A 20,006-nucleotide genomic window follows, 5' to 3' on the forward strand; every position below is an offset into this window, starting at 1 on the left:
TCAGGGTCGGTCCAGCGCCTCGAACAGGCGGCGTTCGACGGCAGCCCAACTGTATTCCCGCAGGACATAAGCGCGGCCGGCTTCTCCGAGCGCGCGTCGGAGAGGTTCGTCGGCCAGCAGGCGGGAGAGGGCCTCTTCGAAGTGAGCGTAGTGTTTGAACCACAGGCCGCCATTCGAGCGGCGGACGTGATCCCGAAGCACCTCGCTCCGCGCGTGGACCAGCGCGGGCGTGCCGGCCAGCCACGCCTCCAGCAGGACGATCCCGAAGCTTTCGTTGACTGATGGGTGGATGAAGACCGCCGCGCCCGCCATCGCGTCGTGTTTCTCCTTCTCCGAGACAAAACCGAGATCGTGGATCACGGGGCGGAGCGATTCGGGCGCGTCGATCGGCCCGCTTCCGGTGAGGACAAGGTGCAGGTTGATGCCGGTTCGCTCGCGGAACACGTTGAGGTATTCACAGAGCAGGGGCGTTCCCTTCAATGGTTCTCGGCGGCCGGAATACATGGCGTAGGGCGCGCGAATTCCCAGTGTTTCCGCCGTGGCGCGTGGGTCGCTGTCGAAGGGATCCAGTCCCATGCCGACCACCGAGGTTTTGGCGAGGTCAATGCCGTAAAGGCGCGCGGCAAGCGCCCGCTCCGGCGCGGAATTGAACATGATCCCGCGCGCGGCGAGGAACATCTTTTTCATGATGCCGAGATACGCAAAGGGCTCGTCATGGAGGCAGGGGACGAGGATCGCCTTGTCCGCATACCGCATGACTGCCGACCACGTAATTCCAAACAGATAGGGTCCGGCGACGATTCGATCGTACCCGGAGGCATGCGCCGCCAAGTGATCCATCAGCGCGCGGCTGTTGACGCTGTTCGTGATCCACAGGCGTTCCTCCTCGGGCGAGAGGGGGACACCCTTGTCGATCGCCGCCTGGATTCGCAGGAATGTCGCCACATCGCGGTCTTCATTGACCGGGAAGAAGTGGATAGTTACGCCGTTGACGGTTTTTACGCCGGCCGGGCGGTCGTTTTTCCATGTGAAATGGTCGCTTGCACAGGTGGTTAGCAGGTCGACCGATCGGCCCGCCCGCGCGCAACGCTCAGCGAGGGCGCGAAGAAGGGTTTCGGCACCGCCGATGGTACCTTTCTCTGAATACCGCGGCGCGAGGAAGGCGAGGCGTCGCGCTTCCGTCATGGGGCCGCTCGGGTCCCGACCCGCGCCTCGAGTTCGGCAATGCGCGCTTCAAGCCGTGCGATCCGCTCGCGGTATTGTTCGTCGAGACTTTCAATCCCGGTGACCAGCAGGCCGTTGACGGTGTTCTGCTGGGACCAGAGCCGATAGGTGTAGAATTTAAGCAGTTTCCAGATCAGCTTTTTGAGCGCAACAAGCAGAGGCGCCAGCGCGGCCCGCCGTTCTCGGATTTCGAAGTCGTTGATGTCGACAGCGGCGGCCTCGCGGAGCGAGCGGAGAAAGAAGCCGAAGAACTCCTCATCGCCGCGGAGGTTGGCCAGGTTGAATCGCTCCGCCCGAGCCACACGCGGATCGGCGTAGGCGCCCTCGGCGGCCTTGCGCGAGACCGCCTCCTCGATCTCGGCCATGATTTTTTCGACGTCGACGCCGGGTGCATGGATTTCGACCGGGATGCTCATGGGTGCAGTATCGGAAACCGCCGTTCCCCCGTCAACCGTGGCCAGTGCAAGGGAGGCGCGGGTCGGGCCACCGTCAAAAATAGTTGCAGATTCTTGTTGTGAGACGGGCGGGGCTGTGAGACAAAGGATCCGTCCGTTGTGAGATTGTCAGCGTGATGTGGCAGGCCTGCGCGTGCTTCGCGTGAAGCGGTGAGGGTTCTTCGTCCGAACAGTTCGGGACAATCACGGGATTCTCGCCGGCAATGAAGGAAAACGAAGCATGACAACAAAACTCTACGTGGGGAATCTGTCGTTCCAAACCACCGAGGAGGAACTAAAACAATTGTTCGCGGGACAGGGTGCGGTGGCGAGCTGCCACCTGATTACCGACAAATTCACAGGCAAATCCCGCGGGTTCGCGTTCGTCGAGATGCAGACCGAGGCCGACGCGCGAAAGGCCATTTCGGCGCTGCACGGTCGGTCGTTTGAAGGCCGGGCCTTGACGGTCAACGAGGCCAGGCCGAAGGAGGATCGGCCCCGCCACTCGGAATTCAGCCCCCGCCGCGGCGGCAAGCGCGGCTGGTAAGAAGCTCCGCGTCATCTCAGTTCGAAAAGCCCCGTCTCCCGACGGGGCTTTTTTCTTCGTCCGCGCACTTTCCAAACCCGGGCGATTTTCGATAGGTATGAAATGGTGAATGCAGGGATTTGTCCCGTCCGGCAACTGGCGGACAAAATTTCAGAGCGCGAGGATATTCGCGCGGTCTTTCTCGACGCCCGCGCGAAGAAAATCTCAATCGCGCGATTGCCGGGTCCCGAACGCGGCTCCGCGCAAAGCGAGGTCCGGGCCATCGCCGGGGATCTGGAGCCGGACCAGATTGCTCGTTGCGCGCAGCCCCCATGGAAAGGCTCGTGCGAGCGTTGTGGTCTGGGACCGCCCCCGGCGCCGCCAAAGGGCATCCGACTGGTTTACCTCCCAGACCGAGGTTTGCTGATCGAGCGCGAATCTTGCGCCACGGCGCCGAGATTCTGGCGATGGAGCCAGTTTCCCTGGGTCCGCGTGCAACCTCTCGCGACCGAATCGATCGGCACCCATCCCTGGAAGCTGCCGATGGCGCTGGCGGTTGCCTGCGGCTTGTGCACATTGGCCGGTTGGTGGGTGGAACGGATCGACCCGGATCGCGCATGGCTTGCGCGGCTCTTCTATGCAGCAGGCTACGTGGCCGGCGGCTGGGACGCGGCGGTCGACACCCTGGCACTGCTGCGAAAGCGAGTGCTCGACATCCATTTCCTTATGCTCGCTGTTGCCGCCGGAGCGGCGGCCATCGGCCACTGGTGGGAGGGAGGCGTGCTGCTCTTCCTCTTTTCGATCAGCGGCGCGCTGGAGGACCTCGCGCAGCAACGGACGGAGCGGGCGATCAGCAGCCTTTTCAAGGAGGCGCCGAAGACCGCCACGGTCCTTGAAAACGGCGCCGAGCGCGAGATTCCGGTCGATGACCTACGGCCCGGAATGCTGCTTGCCATCCGGCCGGGCGACGTGGTGCCGGTGGATGCCCAGGTGGTCCACGGTCGTTCAGCGGCCGATGAATCGAATCTCACCGGCGAATCGACGCCAGTGGACAAGGAGCCCGGCGACACGGTGTTTGCTGGAACCATCAATTTGTGGGGCCGGATGGACTGCCGCGTTCTCCGCCCGGCTGCTGAAAGCGCGCTGGCCAAAATCATCCGAATGATCCAGGAGGCGCGCGAATCCAAGGCGCCGGCCCAGCGGTTTACCGACCGATTCGGCAGCGGCTACACCATCTCGGTTCTGGTTGTTTGCACCGCGATGTTTCTGATTTGGCACTGGGCAGCGGCGCTGCCCTGGCAACAGGCCTTTTATCGGGCGATGACCCTGCTGGTGGTCGCCTCGCCCTGCGCGCTGGCGATTTCGATTCCTTCCGCTGTGTTGGCGGGCATCGCCGCAGGGGCGCGGCGGGGCATCCTGTTCCGCGGCGGGGCCGCGCTTGAGAAACTTGCCAGCATCCGCCGCGTCGCGATGGACAAGACCGGTACGCTCACCAGCGGAACCCTGCGGGTGGTGTCCGTTGAACCCTGTGGGAAAACAGACGTGCGGGAGGCGTTGCGTGGCGCGGCCGCGCTGGCCTCCCACGCGAACCACCCGGTTTCCTCCGCCATTCATCGGCACGCGCTCGATGCGCAACTCGAGCTGCCGCCGGTCGACGGATTCCGAGCTCTAGCGGGCAGCGGCGTGATGGGGGTCATCGAAGGCCGTGAGGCGCGACTGGGGCAGCGCCGTCTGATGGGGACTTGGGCCTCCGCCTATCCGGTACCGCCCATCGGCATGACGGAATCGTTTTTCGAGTGGGGCGAGATCCGGGCGCGCTTCCTGCTGCAGGATGAGATTCGACGCGCCAGCAAACCGCTCCTGGAACGCCTCCGCCAGCATGGCCTCGCGGTCGCCATGTTGACGGGCGACCGCCCCGAGGCCGCCCGGGCGGTGGCCGATGAGGTGGGGCTCAGCGAGGTCCACGCGGGCCTCGCGCCCGAGGACAAGGTGCGGCGGATTCGCGAATGGTCCGAACGTGGCGAACGCCCTGCGATGATTGGCGACGGTGTCAATGACGCGCCCAGCCTTGCGGCGGCCTACGTGGGCGTCGCCATGGGCATGCGCGGCGCCGACGCCGCGCTCGAACAGGCGGATGTGGTGCTGATGAAGGACCGACTCGACCGGTTTGCCGTCGCCTACGAACTGAGTCGGGCAGCCAACCGCATCATCAAACAAAATTTGGCGATCTCGCTGGGCTCCGTGGTCTTGCTCTCCATGGCGGCCTTTGCTGGGGTGATTCCACTGACCGTCGGAGTCATCGGCCACGAGGGCAGCACGCTACTCGTGGTCCTCAACAGCCTTCGCCTGCTGTTTGTGCACCTGCCCTCGGACCGAGACCACGCCGCGTGAGCGTGTGACTGTGCCGGATGCCCGGCCAGTCATCGTTGACAATCCCGTTCACCGCCCTAACGTGTAGCGCGCATGATCGATCGGGCGCTAAACTCACAAGGTTCGAGCACGTCCGCAGCGTGGTTGCGGCGGACAGCGATCTTTGCTGCGCTGTGGTGGATATTGGACGAGGGTCGGCTCAGTGGCTGGTGGTTTGCGCCGGCCATCATCGCGGGCGCGCTCGCGATAGCGGCCCTCATTCCCCAGGCGCCTTGCGCCTGGCGGTGGCGGCCAGCCGGCTTGGCGCGATTCGTGCCGTATTTCCTCCGAGAGTCTATCCGAGGCGGCTGGGACGTTGCGCGCATTGCTCTGCGGCCTGACATGCCACTGGACCCACGGCTGATCGAGTATCGGCCTCGTCTCCAGCACCCCACCGCTCGGCTCTTCTTCACGCATGTGATCAGCCTGTTGCCCGGCACCCTTTCGGCGGATTTGCGCCGCGACGTCATTGTTGTGCATTCCATCTCCGGTTCCGAAGAGGAGCTCCTCGACGCGACCGCAGGGCTTGAGCGCCGGGTGGCGGACTTGTTCGGCGAACCGCTCGCCGGGGGCGACGCCCGATGACGGCGTTCGGCTACGGCCTCTGCCTGTTTCTCCTCGCCAATCTGGCCGCGGGGCTCTTGGTCGTGTTCCGTGGGCGCGTGGAGCCGATCTGGATGTTGGGCATCCAGATCTTTGGAACAACCGGCACCGCAATCCTGTTGCTGCTGGCCGAACTGCAGCAGCAGCCGCCTTTGCGCGACGTGGCGCTTATCTGCGCCTTGCTGGCCGCTGTGACGCTCGTCGGTTATGCGCAGCGAATCTGGGCTCGCCCCGCCGGCGACGAGGAGGAGCCATGACAGCGCTTGAACTGGTCGCGGCAGCCCTCATGGCAGTAGGCGGATTCTTCTTTTTCGCTGGTACCGTTGGGTTTCTCCGGTTTCCGGACTTTTACACGCGGCTCCACGCGCTCACGAAGGCGGACAATCTCGGCTTCGGACTAACCGGAGCTGGCCTGGCTCTGCTATCCGAATCGTGGGTGGTGGCGGCGAAAATCTTGTTGATCTGGATCCTTCTGCTGATCAGTGCGTCGGCCTGCAGCCTGCTAATCGCCCGCGGCGCGCTGCGGAACGGCATCAAGCCGTGGAGAAAGCCATGACGTTTCCCTGGATTTTCGATTTGCTGCTTTGCGCGCTGCTGGTCGGACTGGCTGCGCGGGCGCTGTTCAGCCGGACCCTCTTCCAAGGCGTCATGTTCTTTGTGGTGTTCGGCTTGGTCATGGCGCTTGCCTGGGCGAGATTGCGCGCGCCGGATATCGCGCTGGCAGAGGCTGCCCTCGGGGCAGGGATCACCGGAGCGCTGTTGTTCAGTGCGGTGCGCGCGTTGCGGGACCGCGGCGACGAGGAGGAGTGCTAACATGTCCGCCTCGCGCGCCTACGCGCCCCTGCCCATCCGGATTGCCCTGGCGCTGGGACTTCTCCCGCTGTTGGCCGCACTACTTCACGCCGTAGGGTCCATTCCACCCCGGCCGCCCGATCTGTCGGCGGCGTTGATGGCGCGGATGCCCGAAAGCGGCGTCGAACACCCGTTGACGGCGGTTCTGCTCAATTTCCGCGGATATGACACGCTGCTGGAAATGACGGTGCTGTGGTTGGCGGCGCTGGGCGCCCTATCGCTCGCCTCCGGCCCCTCGGCCCGCCGCCGAAGGCCGCATGCCGCTCTGGTCGGTCTGATCAGGATTTTGGCGCCCGCGCTCGTCATGAGCGCCGGCTACATCCTATGGGCGGGGGGCTTTCGCCCCGGTGGCGCCTTCCAGGCCGGATCGGTTCTTGGGGCCGGCCTCGTGCTCGCTTCGTTGAGCGGAATAGTTGCCGTCCAGCCGGGCGTGGCGTTGAGTGCGGGCCTCGCGCTGGGCACGACCGTGTTCGCCGGTGTGGCGGCATGGTCGTGGGCGTTGACCGGCGAGCTGCTGCATTTCCCGGCCGCTACGGACAAGTGGGCCATTCTCGCGATTGAGAGCGCGAGCGCGCTGTCAATCGCGTTGATCCTCCTCGCGCTTTTCGATCGCTTGACCGCCTCGGCGGACCCGGCCGAATCCAGCCGTGGCGGGGAGATGCCAAAGGCCATAGACGGGGAGGCGTCCGGACGATGAGCACTGCTCAGCTTTATCTGTCCACAGCGGTGTTTCTCCTGGTCATGGGCCTCTATGGCGTTCTCGTCCGGCCGCATCTGTTGAGGAAGATCACCGCGCTGAATGTGATGAGCGCCGGCTTGTTTCTGATTTTTGTCGCCGTGGCCTACCGCGGGCCGGAAGCGCCGCCGGACCCCGTGCCCCACGCGATGGTCCTCACGGGCATCGTGATCTCTGTCAGCGCGACCGCGTTCGGGCTGCTGTTGATTCGTCGGGTGCTGGAAGTGACCGGCCGCGCCGAGCTTGCCGTGGAGCCTGAGGAGCGAACTGCGGCGAACAGGCAGAGCGTGACCGGCAAACGCCCCTCCCCTCGAACGGAGCAACGGGACGCGAGGCCATGAACGAGACCCTCCGCAACGATGCGTGGCTGGCTGCGCCGATCCTCCTGCCGCTTCTTACGGCGCTGATCGCGTCGCTCCTGCCGGATCGCGCGCGCGTGCGGGCCTCGCTGGCCGGCGCGACGGCCACCTTTGTCGCCTCCGCGGCCGTCATCGCAGGGGTCGTACGCGGCGGTCCCGGACGCCACCATCTCGGCGGATGGGGCGCTCCACTGGGAATTGATCTGTATGCGGACGGCCTCACCGCGCTGATGCTCGCGATGACCGCGGTCCTCGGCGCAGCGATCAGTGTGTACGCGACGGGCTATTTTCATACCGCGCGTGAGCGTCGCTGTTTCTGGCCGCTGTGGTTCGTACTCTGGACGGGATTGAATGCGCTCTTCCTGACAGCCGATTTGTTCAATTTCTATGTCACGCTCGAGGTGGTCGGCCTGTCTGCGGTCGCCCTTGTCGCGATGGAGGGCGGACCGCTCGCGCTGACCGCTGCGGCGCGCTACCTGTTCGTCGCGATGATGGGGTCGCTCGTCTATATGGGGGGCGTTGCCCTGATTTATTCCCAATACGGAGTACTCGACCTTACCCTGCTGCACGGGCGGCTGGGGGTGGGTCCGGTGGGCCGGGCCGCGCTCGCGCTGATGGTCGTTGGCCTGCTCGCAAAAACCGCGGTGTTTCCTCTTCATCTGTGGCTGCCGCCCGCCCATTCGAGCGCGCCGGCGCCGGTGAGCGCCGCGCTCTCCGGCCTCGTCGTGAAGGGCTCCTTTTACATCCTGCTCCGCACCTCGTTCAGCTCGTTTGCGGACAGCGCGCTCGCTGCGATCGGCCCGTTCCTCGGCGTGCTCGGCGGGTTGGCTGTCCTCTGGGGCTCGCTCCAGGCGCTTACGCAAGATCGTCTGAAACTGATGGTGGCCTACTCGACCGTCGCCCAAATCGGCTACCTTTTCTTGTTGTTTCCGGTCGCCATGCCCGGTGCGGGCGACGCCGCGTGGCAGTCCAAGGCCTACATCGCCGGCATCTTCCACGCCCTCTCGCACGCGGCGGCCAAGGGCGCGATGTTCATGGCCGCCGGCGCAATTCTCCACGCGGTCGGACGCGACGACAAAAATTCGCTGCGCGGTTTGGGTGAAAAGCTGCCCGTCGCCACCAGCGCGTTCGCGGTGGCGGGTGTCTCGATCATGGCCCTGCCGCCCAGCGGAGGCTTCATCGCCAAATGGATGATGCTCGTCGCTGCGGTGCGCACAGGCCAATGGTGGTGGGCGCCGTTGATGATCGGCGGCGGCCTGCTCGCGGCCGCCTACATCTTCCGCATGGTGAAATTCATGTTTTTCCAACCGCCGGCGAGCGCCGCAGAGCTTCATCCGATCCCGCGGCGGTTGGAATTCACCGCGCTCGCCCTCGCGCTGACCGCTCTGGCGCTCGGCCTCGCTTCGGTGTATCCCCTCGCCGTCGCCGCCATCGGCGCGCCTTTTCCGTCCAACTGGTTCACGGAGTCCTTCTAAGGAAGACGGCGCTTAAGAAACTTCCATGCCATGGAAAGCCTGTGTGAAAATTTTACAGACCATGGAAAATTTTCCGGTCCTTTTTCCAGAGCATGGAAAACGCGCCGCGCCTCGATATCGCCGTGCGGAAGGCAGGAGAACTGAACACCCATGACCTCCTTCGACTCCCTGCTGCCTCTGCTGGTGCTGATGACCTCATTGGTCACCGCAGTGATCATTTTCGCGCTCGGGGAGGACCGAATTCGCGCGCGTACGTTCGTGAACCTGCTGGGCGCGGTCGCGAAGCTGGCGCTCGTGGGCTACATGATCTGGGGCTTATCGCAGGGCCGCCTGTTCGAAACGCGCTGGCCGTTCATGCCACAGCTCGATTTTGTGCTCCGCGCCGACAGCATGACGATCCTGTTTTCAACGCTCTCCGCGGGGCTTTGGTTGCTGACGACGATTTACGCGATCGGCTACCTCGAAGGTTCGCCGAACCGGCGGCGTTTTTTCGGCTATTTTTCACTTTGCGTGACGTCGACGATGGGCATCTCGCTCGCCGGCAATCTGATCACGTTCTTCGTGTTCTATGAGCTGCTCACGCTGACGACCTACCCGCTGGTGGTGCATCGCGGCACCGAGAAGGCCGTGCGGGCGGGATCGATGTATTTGCGGTATACCCTTGCCGGCAGCGCGTCGATGCTGGCGGGCATGCTGTGGCTCTATGTAATCGCCGGACCGTTTGATTTTCGCGCCGCGGGCGTGCTCGCCCCGCTCGGGGACTCGCACAGGCCCCAACTAATCGCCATCTTTGCCCTACTGGTCGGCGGGCTCGGCGTCAAGGCGGCCATCGTTCCTCTGCACAAATGGTTGCCGACCGCGATGGTCGCGCCCGCGCCAGTCAGCGCGCTGCTCCATGCGGTGGCCGTCGTCAAGGCGGGCGCGTTCGGTATTGTGCGCGTGGTCTACGATGTCTATGGCGCGGAACTGGCGCGCGACCTCGGCGTGCTGACGCCACTCGCCGCCTTTGCGGCCATCACCATCCTCTATGGATCCCTCCGCGCGCTCGCGCAGGACGATTTCAAACGACGACTCGCCTTTTCCACGGTGAGCCAGGTTTCCTACATCACGCTCGGGGTGAGCCTGTTCGGGCCGATGGCAACCATGGGCGGTCTTGTGCATCTCGTCCACCAGGGGATCATGAAAATTACGATGTTTTTCGCCGCGGGCAACGCGGCAGAGGCGCTGGGTGTACACAAGATTAGCGAGCTTGACGGGGTGGGGCGCCGTTTGCCCGGCACGATGGCTTCGTTCACGATTGCCGCCCTCGGCATGATCGGCGTGCCGCCGCTGGCGGGCTTTGTGAGTAAGTGGTACCTCGGCTGGGGAGCGGCCGAGGCCGGACAGTATTGGGCGCTCGGCGTTCTGGCCGCCAGCAGCCTTCTGAACGCGGCGTATTTCCTCCCCATCCTCTACCGCGCCTGGTTCAAGCCACAGCGGCACCCGTGGCCGCATGAGCATCCCCACTCTGGCCGACTCGAAATCTCGTGGTGGTTGCTATTCCCACCGGTGGCGACGGCGGCGCTCGTGCTGATCGCGGGACTTTTTGCCGGCCACCCCTTCAGCCCGTTGAGCTGGGTGCAGATCATCACCCGCCAGGAGTACCCGGCCCCCGGGCTGTCTGATTAGGGGTTTGAAACACGAAACGTCTGACAACCCTGCTGGGCTACACGAAGTTCCGGCGCCTACAGCAGGAGAACACCGTGGCGGCTGTTTTTACTCCGACTCATGCGAGGCGGTTCATTGTGCGCGAACTAAGAAAGTCGAGATGATTTTTTGTAACTCAAATCTGGTATAGATCTAAGAGTTGCCGAAATTTCGAATATTCGAAACGGCGGTTGTGTAAATCGAGGAAAGTGAGTGTTTTTCCGATAGCGCGGACCCGGCTAGAAGTAGGGCTCTAACAAGCTCCTTCTCCTTTGACCGAACGGGGCGATTTGATCTCCGGGTGGTAGGCCCAAACGGCTCAAATTCTCTGTGAAGGGCTGAGTTGCTAAGGATCGTTGAAACTATTTATAAAGTCCCTCTCAGGGTAAGAGGAGTGCGTGGGCACGGCCTACCATCTGGGGGTCGGCTATCACGCCGACCTTCGGAAGGACAGGTTCTGGCCTGCTGCAAAGGGGCCCGCGTGGAAGCGGGCTCTCCAAGGAAGGGATGAATTTGGCGCCGGTGGAACGGCGCTCTCCACAAAAGGTGCGGAATGAACATCGCCCTTCAACGCGTTCGGATGTGGAAGTCCGAATTCCAACCCGCGCTCAATTTTTGAAGGGGCGAGTTCTACCTCGCCTTATTATTTTTGTAAAAGCTGGTCCCGCCCCGCCTGGAATCGCGAAGGGGCAACTTCCACCTCGTCCGCCAATCGTGGAGTTGCAAAATTCACCCTTTTCCAGCCCCAAACGCGCACCTGATCAAGGGCGCACGGTCATGTGCGCCCAAGGAGAGTAAGCGGATGAATAGATCAGGACTCTGAATCCAGCATTTCAGAGATTGCGTGGCCTCGTTGGGAATTGGATCACGCAGACTCCTACATGTCTGACCTCTGTGTGCCGATCCGCGTCACCGCTGCTTTCGTGATCTGTATCTTCTGAAGAACGGTGTCTTGACCTTCAGCCTCGTTCGCCTGTTTTAACGCCTTCAAAGTTGTCCGCTCACAGCGTTGCGCCCTCCTCTGCCGTGGATCATTACCTACGGATGTGCAAGGAGACATTTTCAGAGCGTGATGAGAACGCGGATCTTGAGGATTTGACTCGCGGTACGGGTCGTTTATGTTTGCGGGCCTTGGTGCCCGCGGGGCTATGATAGGTTCAGAATTGGTCAATCACGGTTTGCTTGCCTTGGCGCTGGTTGCGCCGCTACTGGCCGCGGCCGCGCCGCGAGCGACGATTTTCGCCGCGCTCGCGCCACTCCCCACGATCGGCCTGGCGTTTGCGGAGCCGTTTGAGGTCGGTTTCCGCGAACTCCTGCTGGGGGCGAGATTCGGCGTGAGTACGGTCAACGCCCCCTTTCTGCTGATCGCCGGCTGCCTCTGGACCGCCGCTACGTGGTTCGCGCGGCACTACATGGCGCACGACGGGCACGCGAATCGCTATCATGTGTTCCACCGGCTTGCGATGGCCGGAAATATCGGCCTGATCCTCGCGCAGGACCTTGCCACCTTTTACTTCTTTTTCGCGCTGATGAGCCTCGCGTCGTATCCGCTGGTGATCCACGACGGGCGTACCATTTCGCGTCGGGCCGGTCGCGTGTACCTTGCGCTCGCCCTGCTGGGTGAGGTCGTTCAGTTTGCAGCGTTTTCGGTCATCGCCTCTCAGGCGGGCGGATGGACGTTTCCGGCCGCGCGTTCGGCGTTGACGGAATCGCCCTACCGGCCCTGGTTGCTCGGGATGGTGATCGCGGGATTCGGCATCAAAGCCGCACTTGTACCGCTGCACGTCTGGCTGCCGCTCGCGCATCCGGTCGCGCCGACTCCGGCCAGCGCGGTGTTGAGCGGCTCGATGATTAAGGCCGGCCTTTTGGGTTGGCTGAATCTGCTCCCACTTGGAGGAATGGCGGCACCCGCATTGGGAGAGGGGCTGATGGTTGCCGGCTTATTGGGTGTGTTCGGCGCGGCTCTGGTGGGCGTCACGCAGCGGCAGCCGAAGACGGTACTCGCTTATTCGAGTATCAGCCAAATGGGGCTGATGATCCTCGCAGTAGGAATCGCCCTCGCAAGTCCGGAGGCGACGCGCTACGTCCTACCTGCCGTATTTCTGTATGCGCTTCACCATGCGCTCGCAAAGTGTGCGCTGTTCCTAGGCGTCGGCATGGCCGCGAGCGCTCCCCGCGCCAACATCGGGCGCATCGCGTTATGGATCGGACTGGCGATCTGTGGGCTGGCGCTGGCGGGCGCCCCGCTCACGAGCGGAGCGGTCGCGAAGGTTTTCCTGAAAGCGGTGGCTGCGGCTGCGCCCGGCGAGTGGCCCGATCGCCTTGCCTGGCTGCTGCCCTGCGGAGCCGTGGGCACGACCCTGTTGATGGCGCGGTTCCTCTGGACATTGAGGGCAGCGATCGACTCGACTCCGGATTCCCATCATGCTGCGTCGAGATCTATTTGGATGCCGTGGACGGCCCTGTTGGCTCTGGTCATCCTGCTGCCGTGGTGGTTCGCGCAGGCTCTCCATGCGGAGAAAACCGCGCAGGCGCTCTCGATGAAGTACGCCGGAACGCTCGCTGTGCCTGTGGTGGTTGGCGCCCTGGCCGCGATGGCTGCTCGCTATGCCTTCTCTAGCCGCGCGCCGGAAATTCCTGCGGGCGATGTTCTCGCGATACCTGCGTGGGCGGTCTCCAGGCTGACCAGCTTTTACCGACTTCAGCGGCCTTCGCTGGGCCGTGGAATCCGTGCGGCCGAGGAGGCGCGTTCGCTCGCGCGCGATGGGATGAAGGGAGCGCTCCGCGGATTGGCGGGCGCCGAGCGGTATCTGCGGACTCTCGCCGTGGCCGGTTTTGCCCTCGCCCTGCTCGCGGCCCTGACGATCTGGCGCCTGGCCCCCTGACTTGCCGAAGCTGCTCGGGACGCACTCAAGGTTAGGTTCTTCGGGCATACGGTCAGTCTCGTTTCCGGCGTGCGGGCTTCGGCGCGATATGGCATAGTTTTATTATGAATGCGTTGCCTATCCGCCCCCGCCGCAACCGGACGAGCGAGGCGATCCGCGCGTTGGTGCGTGAAACGGAACTCACACCCTCGCATCTGGTGTGGCCTATTTTCGTATGCGAGGGGAAAAATCGCCGTTCGCCAATCTCGTCCATGCCGGGGTGTTACCGAATGAGCCGCGACCTCGTCGTGAAGGAGGCCCGCGCCGCGTTCCGCCTCGGCATTCGCGCCGTCGCGCTGTTTCCGGTGATTCCGCCCAAACTCAAGGACCCTCTGGCGACCGAGTCGGTCAACCCGGACGGGCTCCTTCAACAAACGGTGCGCGCATTAAAGCAGGCGGTCCCTGAACTGTGTGTGATCACCGATGTGGCGATGGATCCCTATTCCAGCGAAGGCCACGATGGGTATGTGGATGAGAAGGGCCGCATCGATAACGACACCACGCTCGACATCCTTGCCGAGATGGCCGTTGCGCAGGCGCGCGCAGGTGCGGACATGGTGGCGCCGAGCGACATGATGGACGGGCGGGTGGGGCGGATCCGCTCCGCGTTGGACCAGGCGGGCTTCTCGTCGGTTGGGATTTTGTCCTATGCGGCGAAATATTGTTCGTCGTTTTACGGTCCCTTTCGCGACGCGCTCGATTCCGCTCCAAGATTCGGCGACAAGAAGACCTATCAGATGGATCCGGCGAACGCGCGCGAGGCTCTCCGCGAAGTGTTGCTCGATGTCGCCGAGGGCGCCGACATCGTGATGGTCAAACCGGCATTGCCCTATCTGGACGTCATTCGCGCCGTGCGGGAAGCGGTCCACCTGCCAGTGGCTGCCTACCAGGTGAGCGGAGAATATTCGATGATCATGGCCGCCGCCCGTCGCGGGTGGCTGCAGGAAGAGGCCTGCATCGTGGAATCGCTCACGGCGATTCGGCGCGCGGGGGCCGACATCATTTTCACGTATTTTGCGCCAGTTGCAGCACGGCTCCTGCAGGGACCCCGAAAGGCGTCCGCAAGTTGACCGACCCTTTGCGCCCTGCGATACTGGCTGCATGAACGCGGCGATTTTTGCGCGGCTGTGGCGCCGGGCGGCTCTGGGGATCCTTCTTTTCGGAACCTGTGGCTGTTTCCATGTGAGGCAGATGATTTCCCTTCACGCGGATGGCAGCGGTGAATTCCACGCCTTTTACTCCGCGCCCCTCGAGGTCATTCGGGCGATTGAGGAGCAGGCGGGGTCGGAGGCAGGAGAGGGCGAGGGTCCGGTTCAATTCTCGTTCGATGAGTCTCAGATACGGGAGGATTTTAAAGATTATGAGGCTCAGGGTATTAGACTGGAGCATGTCGCGGTCCGCGAAACAGAGGGCCGCAAGGAGGTTGAATTGAGGATTTGGTTTGAGTCGCTCAACGCCCTTGCACGCACCGAGTTTTTGTCGGATCGACAGATTCTTTTGCGGCGCCTGGAAGACGGCTCCATGGAGTTCGCGCAGATTGCGCCGCCCATCCAGCCGGCCGCGCTGGATCTGCAGGAGTCGCTCCGGGAGGCCTTGAAAGGTTTCCGGGCGGAACTGGCGGTGGAGACGCCGGCAGACATTCTGGAGGCAAATGCGGACCGGATGGAAGGTCGCCGCGCCGTCTGGATGTTTGACGTCGATCGGGACCCCGATGCGTTGCGCCGGGTGCAGCTTTTGAATTTGCGGGTCCGTTTTGCGGCGGTGAACCCTCCAATGCGCGAATTTCCCTGAAACCATGTCATCGAACGTGGCCAGCGGGAACTGGGCAGCAGTGTGATCGAGCGGTCGTGGGCAGTTCTGAACAACTTGCGAGCCTCGTCGCCGAACTTCGCGCGCTAGCTGACAACCTTCCTTTTCCGGTCATCGAGCAGCCGGAATTCAGGGATCCGAAATTCGTGCCCCCGTGTGTGCGGCAGCCGCGAACCTACGTTGATCCCGACAAATCGATGCAGGCGGTCGGCCGCTTTCTCGTGGAGCGCGGCACCGTGGAGCTACTTGGGGCTGAGCAGACGCAACAGTTGTTTGTCGAAATCCACTGGTGCTGTTCGAGGATCCGCGCGTTGAGCCGAAAACGGTATAAGACGGCCGCAGCCGCCCGAGCGGCCCTCGTGGAGGCGCGACGTCTGATCTCGCGGATTGAAGCGGCGGAGGAGGAGCTGTTCATTGCGAACCGACGGCTCATCGTCAACTGCATCAAGCCGTATTTCTGGATCGGGTCGGTGTGGGTTTCTGACTTTCTGCAGGAGGGCTCCAAGGCGCTAGCCAACGCGGTGCGCAAATTCGACTACACGCGCGGGACCCCGTTTTATTCGTACTCCCAGAAGGCGATCCAGAACCGGCTTCGCAATTTTTTCCGGGACCACGTTCGGTCGGGCAGTTTTGGCATCCGGCCCAGCCGGGAGATGCAGTTGGTGAAAAACATCATCGACACGTGGAAACGGGACTATGGGGAGATGCCGTCGGACGAGGTGGTTGCGAAGATCGCGGACCTGCCGGTCGAGCGAGTCGCTAAGGTTCGGATGTACGTGTCCCAGTGGGAGCGGATGCCGAATCAGCCGGTTTCCCTCGACGCGCTGATGACGGAGGACGGGGGAAGTCTGTATGAAGTCGTAGAGGACCCCTTGGCTCCTGAAGCCTCGCAGGGCGCGGAGGTTTCGGAGGTTTGGAAAGCGATGGAGAAGCTGCCCGAGCGCGCGCGCTATATTATGAAGCTTCGGTTCATCGAAGGTCGCACCTTGGAGGAGACCGGGCGCCTGTTGAACCTGACGCGCGCCCGGATCAAACAGATCCAAGACGCCGCCCTCAAAAAATTGCGAGCACTGCTGAAAGAAGGCTCGTGATTCCCAGCCCATCGGGTGCAATTCATCAGGAGCGCCCGTCAAAAATTCTCGGAGAACTCGCGGAAAGCACGCGGAGAAATCTTCGACAAGTAAGCCCTCAGCTAAAGTTTATAGCCTGTTGGAGTCAAATTTGGGACAGAGTGCGAAAAGTTTCAATCGGATCACTACCTCTTGATGCTACTCTTGTAACCTACAAATCGGTTCGCGAGTTAAACCCAATGATATTCAAAAAAGGTTATGACCAGGAGATCCCTTATTTTTTTTGTCGTGTGTGATTCAACCAGAATGGCTGGTTGATGTCGATCCAACTGACCCTGAAGAGCATGACGGTAACACCGATCTGGCAGAGGGTGACTCACCAAATCGATATCATGCCGCCATATCCCGGGGGAACCCTCTGTCTATGACCTTTACGTCAGCTGTTTTGGGACACCAGTGGCCGCGGACAAATCCAGCGTCCCTCGCGCGAAGCTCGACCCTTTGAGCAATGTGTCATCGTGATTAATACAATGTCTCCCCGCTCGCGCGGGGATCGACCTCTGTTTTTTAAAACACGCGCAAATCGAATCTGATACACATAAAAGACTTTCCCTGATGAAAAAAGGATCTACGCCTTCTTCGCTCAAAATGGGCTGGAGAGGAGGATTCTAGCGGCCTAGCCATGATGTATTTTCAGCGCATCTGTCTTGTGGCAGCGTTCCAGAAGTATTACTTATGCCACATGCGTATGAAACGCCTTACAGAGACGTTTGAACCATCATGACAACACATCATTAACAAGATGTTTAGTCACAATATTCTGTTGATAATTCTTATAGGGGATCAAGACAATGAAATCATCCTACATCATCTCAAACGGGAATCTGGAGGCGGCCGCCATCGAACAGGCCGTGATTATTCACTACAACAACCCATCCGAGATAGAGCGCACCGAACTCGTAGCTGAATGGAATTTAGAACCCGAAGAGGTCGATGCAATATTTGATCCAGATGAAGTACCTCGAATCGATTATTCACCGGAACGCACTTTCATTATCTGGAAAAGACCCGACAATGTGTCGCTGGCCGGGGTCATCCAGTTCGAGGTGTCCTCTATCGGATTGATCCTTAAGAAGGACAAAGCGGTGGTAGTGACCCCAAAATCAGAGCTTTCTCTCATGGGGAAAGAATTCAGGCGGATGTCAAGCCCGCTCGATTTCTGCCTCCATGTGATGCTAAGCACGATCCACCATTATCATGGGCATTTGAAGACGATTAAGATGATGGCGAATGACCTGGAAAGCAAACTGATGCATTCGATGGAGAATCGATATCTTCTACAGATGTTTGCCATCGGTGAAAGCCTTGTTTATTATCTCAACGCTTTAGAGAGCAACGACACGATTCTTCATAAAATGCGCGCGATGGCGGAGAGGCTGGGATTCAATTCGAATGAAATTGAGAAGCTTGAGAATGTGATGATTGAAAATCAGCAGGCCGCCAAACAGGCTCGTATATACAGCTCTGTATTGTCTGGGCTCATGGATGCTCGCGGGACTATTATTAATAACAATATGAACGTTCTTCTTAAAAATTTAACGATAATTAATGTAGTATTTCTCCCGCTGAATCTTATCGCGAGCATCGGCGGTATGTCCGAATTTACAATGATGACGGAGGGCATCGACTGGCGCATTTCGTATTCTGTCTTCATGCTTGCGATGATCGTTCTCGGCCTTCTAACGTGGCTATGGTTGGTGAGGGCGATCGATCGCTGGGGAAATATGAATAAACGCCGATTCAAGTCGTAACGCAGAGGTCGGATCCTATCGCCAGGATGATACAGGTTGGACGCTTGAGTGTATGATGGATCTAGTTGCCACGTAGCTCGGACGGGCCGTCGGCAGGCCGGCAAATGTTCCGCCTTCAACCGCTCAGGTGCTTGGATTGAGTGTGACGTATTGTGATAAGTTGATAATGCGCTTTCCCAATATACGTATATTATTGTGGAATACTCCTGATATTTGTACCGGGCAGTTATCATGAAAACTATAATTCTTAGAACAATTGCTATGCTGATGGGTATAGCGGTGCTCTTCGCGGTATCAGGGTGCGAGGACAGCGATGATTCGGCTGACGAACGGGATTATCTACCCAGGCCGGGTGATGAAGAGCTCACCAAAGGACCTGTTTATATCAACTCCGCCGATCTGTTGATGCTCAAGACATATCCGCCCAAATATAACGTCCTAATCAAAGGCGCACTGCCGACGCCTTGCCATTCATGGCGCGCTGTCGTTAATCCGCCAAATGAGGCACAGAAAATCGATGTCGATGTCTATAGCCTGGTGGATCCCAACGTTGTTTGCATCCAAGTCCTCGTAAACTTCGAAGGGAGTGTTGAAATCCCGAATCCTCCGCCGGGGCGATACGAGGTCCGCGTCAACGGTAAAAGCGCCGGTTTTATCGAGTAGCGGTGACTCGATGTCGAGTATTCAGCTATAGAATTCTATGCTTTTTTTCGTTTCGATGATGTTGGGAATCTAATTCAAAATCTAGTGTCTATTGCCGTCAGATCCGTCATCGATTGGAAATTGCATCCAAACAAATTCGAATACCACCGGCCTGGGCTACAGAAAACACGGAGACCGCCAATGATTCCGGCACTATAATTAGATTGGTGGGCTCCGTTGGCCTTGCATAAAGCAAATAAGCCATCAATGAGGCGAAAGGATCGGATCTAACGCCGTCACTTTATTGACAATAAATCTGGGATTGAGACGCAGTCTATCGACAAGTACGTATCTCGTCTCGATTATATGCGCGGCGCAATATCGGGCCGCGACTACAAGACATCGATGAGATGCTAAGGGCCGTCGTGGTCTCTTCATCGATCAATTCATTTAGGAATCAATTCCAGAATCGATTCGATGCAAATAGCCCATTCGCCCAAACTCGGGTGAGTCGGAAGCAACATAAATTGCGCGGCTTTATCAGCGCCGCCCAAAAACATTTTATATCCCTCCTACATGCGACTCGGATACTACGGCACGGTCACTCTGCCGGTCATCCTGCGCTGCGTGCTGTCAAATCCGAGTTGGTTACATCTAACGCCGCACCAGTCCGAAATCGCGCTATGGCGCCTAGTAGCGCGGCTGAATTTTCAAATGAAAATATGCGACATAACCGGCATGAAGGTCGATAATGCTTTATTGCTCGATGAATGTACGGCCGAGCAAAAGCAATGGCGAAGCTGCATCGCATTCATCAGCGTAAGTCAGGGGAAGAAATGGGCCGCCGATTTTTTGTTGCGGATACGGTGTTTCCCATGACTCTGGATGTCTTGCGAGGCCGCGCGGTATCGTTGGTCATTGAGCTGCTGGTCGGCGAATTCCGAACAGCGGAACTCGATCGCAGCGCGTTTGGCGCGATGGTCGAAACGGACCCGATGGGCTGAAATCAATAGCCTCAGACAGAAATCACAAGACACGAATCCTAAACTTCGCGGCAAAATTTAGGATTTGTGAATGCGAAACCGTATTTCTTTAGCACCCTCTTTATCCGTTCCGCAGGGCGTCGATCCGGACCGAATTTATCGGGCGTCCGCAAAGAGAAAAATCAATTTCAGTTCAGCAGATCGGAAGAGGGTATACGCGTCGCATTCGATGAGATGATTTCGCTCGATGACGTGAAGGATGTGGTGGATGCGCCCGCAGAAGACTTTAATTGACTTATGATCGATATCAAAAGGGTCGAGATTTCACAAGACCTTGCATTCCAATAAAATCTGATTCGATCGTCGCCGTTTATTCGGCATCCCGTCTTCAATTCGCATCGGTCCGAAAACGCGATGAAGCGCCTACATCAAGTCGCTGGAAAAGAAGATGTAGGGCTTGAAC

The 20,006-nt window shown here is 60.2% G+C and carries 20 protein-coding genes; 18 read left to right on the forward strand and 2 right to left on the reverse strand.

Features of this window, described 5'->3' with window-relative positions; all coding sequences use genetic code 11:
* Positions 1 to 1,185, reverse strand: a complete 1,185-nt coding sequence (locus tag NZ740_01545; GenBank protein ID MCS6770692.1) for a glycosyltransferase family 4 protein — start codon at positions 1,183 to 1,185, stop codon at positions 1 to 3.
* Complete coding sequence (locus NZ740_01550) at positions 1,182 to 1,640, reverse strand: hypothetical protein (GenBank protein ID MCS6770693.1); 459 nt, start codon at positions 1,638 to 1,640, stop codon at positions 1,182 to 1,184. Before NZ740_01550 ends, NZ740_01545 begins: the two co-directional genes overlap by 4 nt.
* 259 nt (positions 1,641 to 1,899) lie before the next feature.
* Between NZ740_01550 and NZ740_01555 the strand changes: the two genes are divergently transcribed.
* The 18 genes from NZ740_01555 to NZ740_01640 all read left to right on the forward strand — a co-directional run bounded on the left by NZ740_01555 (position 1,900) and on the right by NZ740_01640 (position 19,837).
* Complete coding sequence (locus NZ740_01555) at positions 1,900 to 2,205, forward strand: RNA-binding protein (GenBank protein MCS6770694.1); 306 nt, start codon at positions 1,900 to 1,902, stop codon at positions 2,203 to 2,205.
* A gap of 105 nt (positions 2,206 to 2,310) precedes the next feature.
* Positions 2,311 to 4,575, forward strand: coding sequence for a heavy metal translocating P-type ATPase (locus NZ740_01560; protein ID MCS6770695.1), 2,265 nt, complete (start codon positions 2,311 to 2,313; stop codon positions 4,573 to 4,575).
* 72 nt (positions 4,576 to 4,647) lie between these two features.
* The gene (locus NZ740_01565; protein MCS6770696.1) at positions 4,648 to 5,178 is read left to right on the forward strand and encodes a Na+/H+ antiporter subunit E; all 531 of its coding nucleotides are present in this window, start codon (positions 4,648 to 4,650) and stop codon (positions 5,176 to 5,178) included.
* A complete protein-coding gene (locus tag NZ740_01570; GenBank protein MCS6770697.1) occupies positions 5,175 to 5,453 on the forward strand; it encodes a monovalent cation/H+ antiporter complex subunit F in 279 nt (92 codons plus the stop codon). The genes NZ740_01565 and NZ740_01570 overlap by 4 nt, the downstream gene beginning before the upstream one ends.
* Positions 5,450 to 5,752, forward strand: coding sequence for a monovalent cation/H(+) antiporter subunit G (gene mnhG / locus NZ740_01575; GenBank protein ID MCS6770698.1), 303 nt, complete (start codon positions 5,450 to 5,452; stop codon positions 5,750 to 5,752). The genes NZ740_01570 and mnhG overlap by 4 nt, the downstream gene beginning before the upstream one ends.
* Positions 5,749 to 6,009, forward strand: a complete 261-nt coding sequence (locus tag NZ740_01580) for a DUF4040 domain-containing protein (protein ID MCS6770699.1) — start codon at positions 5,749 to 5,751, stop codon at positions 6,007 to 6,009. Before mnhG ends, NZ740_01580 begins: the two co-directional genes overlap by 4 nt.
* Position 6,010: 1 nt before the next feature.
* Positions 6,011 to 6,745, forward strand: coding sequence for a sodium:proton antiporter (locus NZ740_01585; protein MCS6770700.1), 735 nt, complete (start codon positions 6,011 to 6,013; stop codon positions 6,743 to 6,745).
* On the forward strand, positions 6,742 to 7,125 hold the full coding sequence (locus NZ740_01590) for a cation:proton antiporter subunit C (GenBank protein MCS6770701.1): 384 nt from the start codon (positions 6,742 to 6,744) through the stop codon (positions 7,123 to 7,125). Before NZ740_01585 ends, NZ740_01590 begins: the two co-directional genes overlap by 4 nt.
* Positions 7,122 to 8,618: an oxidoreductase gene (locus NZ740_01595; protein ID MCS6770702.1), complete on the forward strand. Its 1,497-nt coding sequence runs from the start codon at positions 7,122 to 7,124 to the stop codon at positions 8,616 to 8,618. Before NZ740_01590 ends, NZ740_01595 begins: the two co-directional genes overlap by 4 nt.
* Before the next feature lie 150 nt (positions 8,619 to 8,768).
* On the forward strand, positions 8,769 to 10,286 hold the full coding sequence (locus tag NZ740_01600) for a monovalent cation/H+ antiporter subunit D family protein (protein MCS6770703.1): 1,518 nt from the start codon (positions 8,769 to 8,771) through the stop codon (positions 10,284 to 10,286).
* 1,166 nt (positions 10,287 to 11,452) lie between these two features.
* On the forward strand, positions 11,453 to 13,189 hold the full coding sequence (locus tag NZ740_01605; protein ID MCS6770704.1) for an NADH/ubiquinone/plastoquinone (complex I): 1,737 nt from the start codon (positions 11,453 to 11,455) through the stop codon (positions 13,187 to 13,189).
* A gap of 104 nt (positions 13,190 to 13,293) precedes the next feature.
* On the forward strand, positions 13,294 to 14,298 hold the full coding sequence (gene hemB, locus NZ740_01610) for a porphobilinogen synthase (protein MCS6770705.1): 1,005 nt from the start codon (positions 13,294 to 13,296) through the stop codon (positions 14,296 to 14,298).
* 31 nt (positions 14,299 to 14,329) lie between these two features.
* Positions 14,330 to 15,019, forward strand: a complete 690-nt coding sequence (locus NZ740_01615) for a hypothetical protein (protein MCS6770706.1) — start codon at positions 14,330 to 14,332, stop codon at positions 15,017 to 15,019.
* A gap of 56 nt (positions 15,020 to 15,075) precedes the next feature.
* Positions 15,076 to 16,128: a sigma-70 family RNA polymerase sigma factor gene (locus NZ740_01620; protein MCS6770707.1), complete on the forward strand. Its 1,053-nt coding sequence runs from the start codon at positions 15,076 to 15,078 to the stop codon at positions 16,126 to 16,128.
* 830 nt (positions 16,129 to 16,958) lie between these two features.
* Positions 16,959 to 17,918 carry a magnesium transporter CorA family protein gene (locus tag NZ740_01625; protein ID MCS6770708.1) on the forward strand — a complete coding sequence of 320 codons (960 nt, stop codon included), beginning with the start codon at positions 16,959 to 16,961 and terminating at the stop codon, positions 17,916 to 17,918.
* Between the two features lie 231 nt (positions 17,919 to 18,149).
* Positions 18,150 to 18,581, forward strand: coding sequence for a hypothetical protein (locus tag NZ740_01630; protein ID MCS6770709.1), 432 nt, complete (start codon positions 18,150 to 18,152; stop codon positions 18,579 to 18,581).
* A gap of 815 nt (positions 18,582 to 19,396) precedes the next feature.
* Positions 19,397 to 19,564, forward strand: a complete 168-nt coding sequence (locus tag NZ740_01635; protein ID MCS6770710.1) for a hypothetical protein — start codon at positions 19,397 to 19,399, stop codon at positions 19,562 to 19,564.
* 66 nt (positions 19,565 to 19,630) lie between these two features.
* Positions 19,631 to 19,837: a hypothetical protein gene (locus NZ740_01640; GenBank protein ID MCS6770711.1), complete on the forward strand. Its 207-nt coding sequence runs from the start codon at positions 19,631 to 19,633 to the stop codon at positions 19,835 to 19,837.
* Positions 19,838 to 20,006 lie beyond the last annotated feature (169 nt).

Source organism: Kiritimatiellia bacterium, assembly GCA_025054615.1.
Lineage (GTDB): Bacteria > Verrucomicrobiota > Kiritimatiellia > CAIVKH01 > CAIVKH01 > JANWZO01.

What these genes read in the sequence shown, in the direction of transcription:
- NZ740_01545 (MCS6770692.1), bottom strand. Translation starts at nt 1,185, where the DNA reads ATGACGGAAGCGCGACGCCTCGCCTTCCTCGCGCCGCGGTATTCAGAG.
- NZ740_01550 (MCS6770693.1), bottom strand. Translation starts at nt 1,640, where the DNA reads ATGAGCATCCCGGTCGAAATCCATGCACCCGGCGTCGACGTCGAAAAA.
- NZ740_01555 (MCS6770694.1), top strand. Translation starts at nt 1,900, where the DNA reads ATGACAACAAAACTCTACGTGGGGAATCTGTCGTTCCAAACCACCGAG.
- NZ740_01565 (MCS6770696.1), top strand. Translation starts at nt 4,648, where the DNA reads ATGATCGATCGGGCGCTAAACTCACAAGGTTCGAGCACGTCCGCAGCG.
- NZ740_01570 (MCS6770697.1), top strand. Translation starts at nt 5,175, where the DNA reads ATGACGGCGTTCGGCTACGGCCTCTGCCTGTTTCTCCTCGCCAATCTG.
- mnhG (MCS6770698.1), top strand. Translation starts at nt 5,450, where the DNA reads ATGACAGCGCTTGAACTGGTCGCGGCAGCCCTCATGGCAGTAGGCGGA.
- NZ740_01580 (MCS6770699.1), top strand. Translation starts at nt 5,749, where the DNA reads ATGACGTTTCCCTGGATTTTCGATTTGCTGCTTTGCGCGCTGCTGGTC.
- NZ740_01585 (MCS6770700.1), top strand. Translation starts at nt 6,011, where the DNA reads ATGTCCGCCTCGCGCGCCTACGCGCCCCTGCCCATCCGGATTGCCCTG.
- NZ740_01590 (MCS6770701.1), top strand. Translation starts at nt 6,742, where the DNA reads ATGAGCACTGCTCAGCTTTATCTGTCCACAGCGGTGTTTCTCCTGGTC.
- NZ740_01595 (MCS6770702.1), top strand. Translation starts at nt 7,122, where the DNA reads ATGAACGAGACCCTCCGCAACGATGCGTGGCTGGCTGCGCCGATCCTC.
- NZ740_01600 (MCS6770703.1), top strand. Translation starts at nt 8,769, where the DNA reads ATGACCTCCTTCGACTCCCTGCTGCCTCTGCTGGTGCTGATGACCTCA.
- NZ740_01605 (MCS6770704.1), top strand. Translation starts at nt 11,453, where the DNA reads ATGATAGGTTCAGAATTGGTCAATCACGGTTTGCTTGCCTTGGCGCTG.
- hemB (MCS6770705.1), top strand. Translation starts at nt 13,294, where the DNA reads ATGAATGCGTTGCCTATCCGCCCCCGCCGCAACCGGACGAGCGAGGCG.
- NZ740_01615 (MCS6770706.1), top strand. Translation starts at nt 14,330, where the DNA reads ATGAACGCGGCGATTTTTGCGCGGCTGTGGCGCCGGGCGGCTCTGGGG.
- NZ740_01625 (MCS6770708.1), top strand. Translation starts at nt 16,959, where the DNA reads ATGAAATCATCCTACATCATCTCAAACGGGAATCTGGAGGCGGCCGCC.
- NZ740_01630 (MCS6770709.1), top strand. Translation starts at nt 18,150, where the DNA reads ATGAAAACTATAATTCTTAGAACAATTGCTATGCTGATGGGTATAGCG.
- NZ740_01635 (MCS6770710.1), top strand. Translation starts at nt 19,397, where the DNA reads ATGGGCCGCCGATTTTTTGTTGCGGATACGGTGTTTCCCATGACTCTG.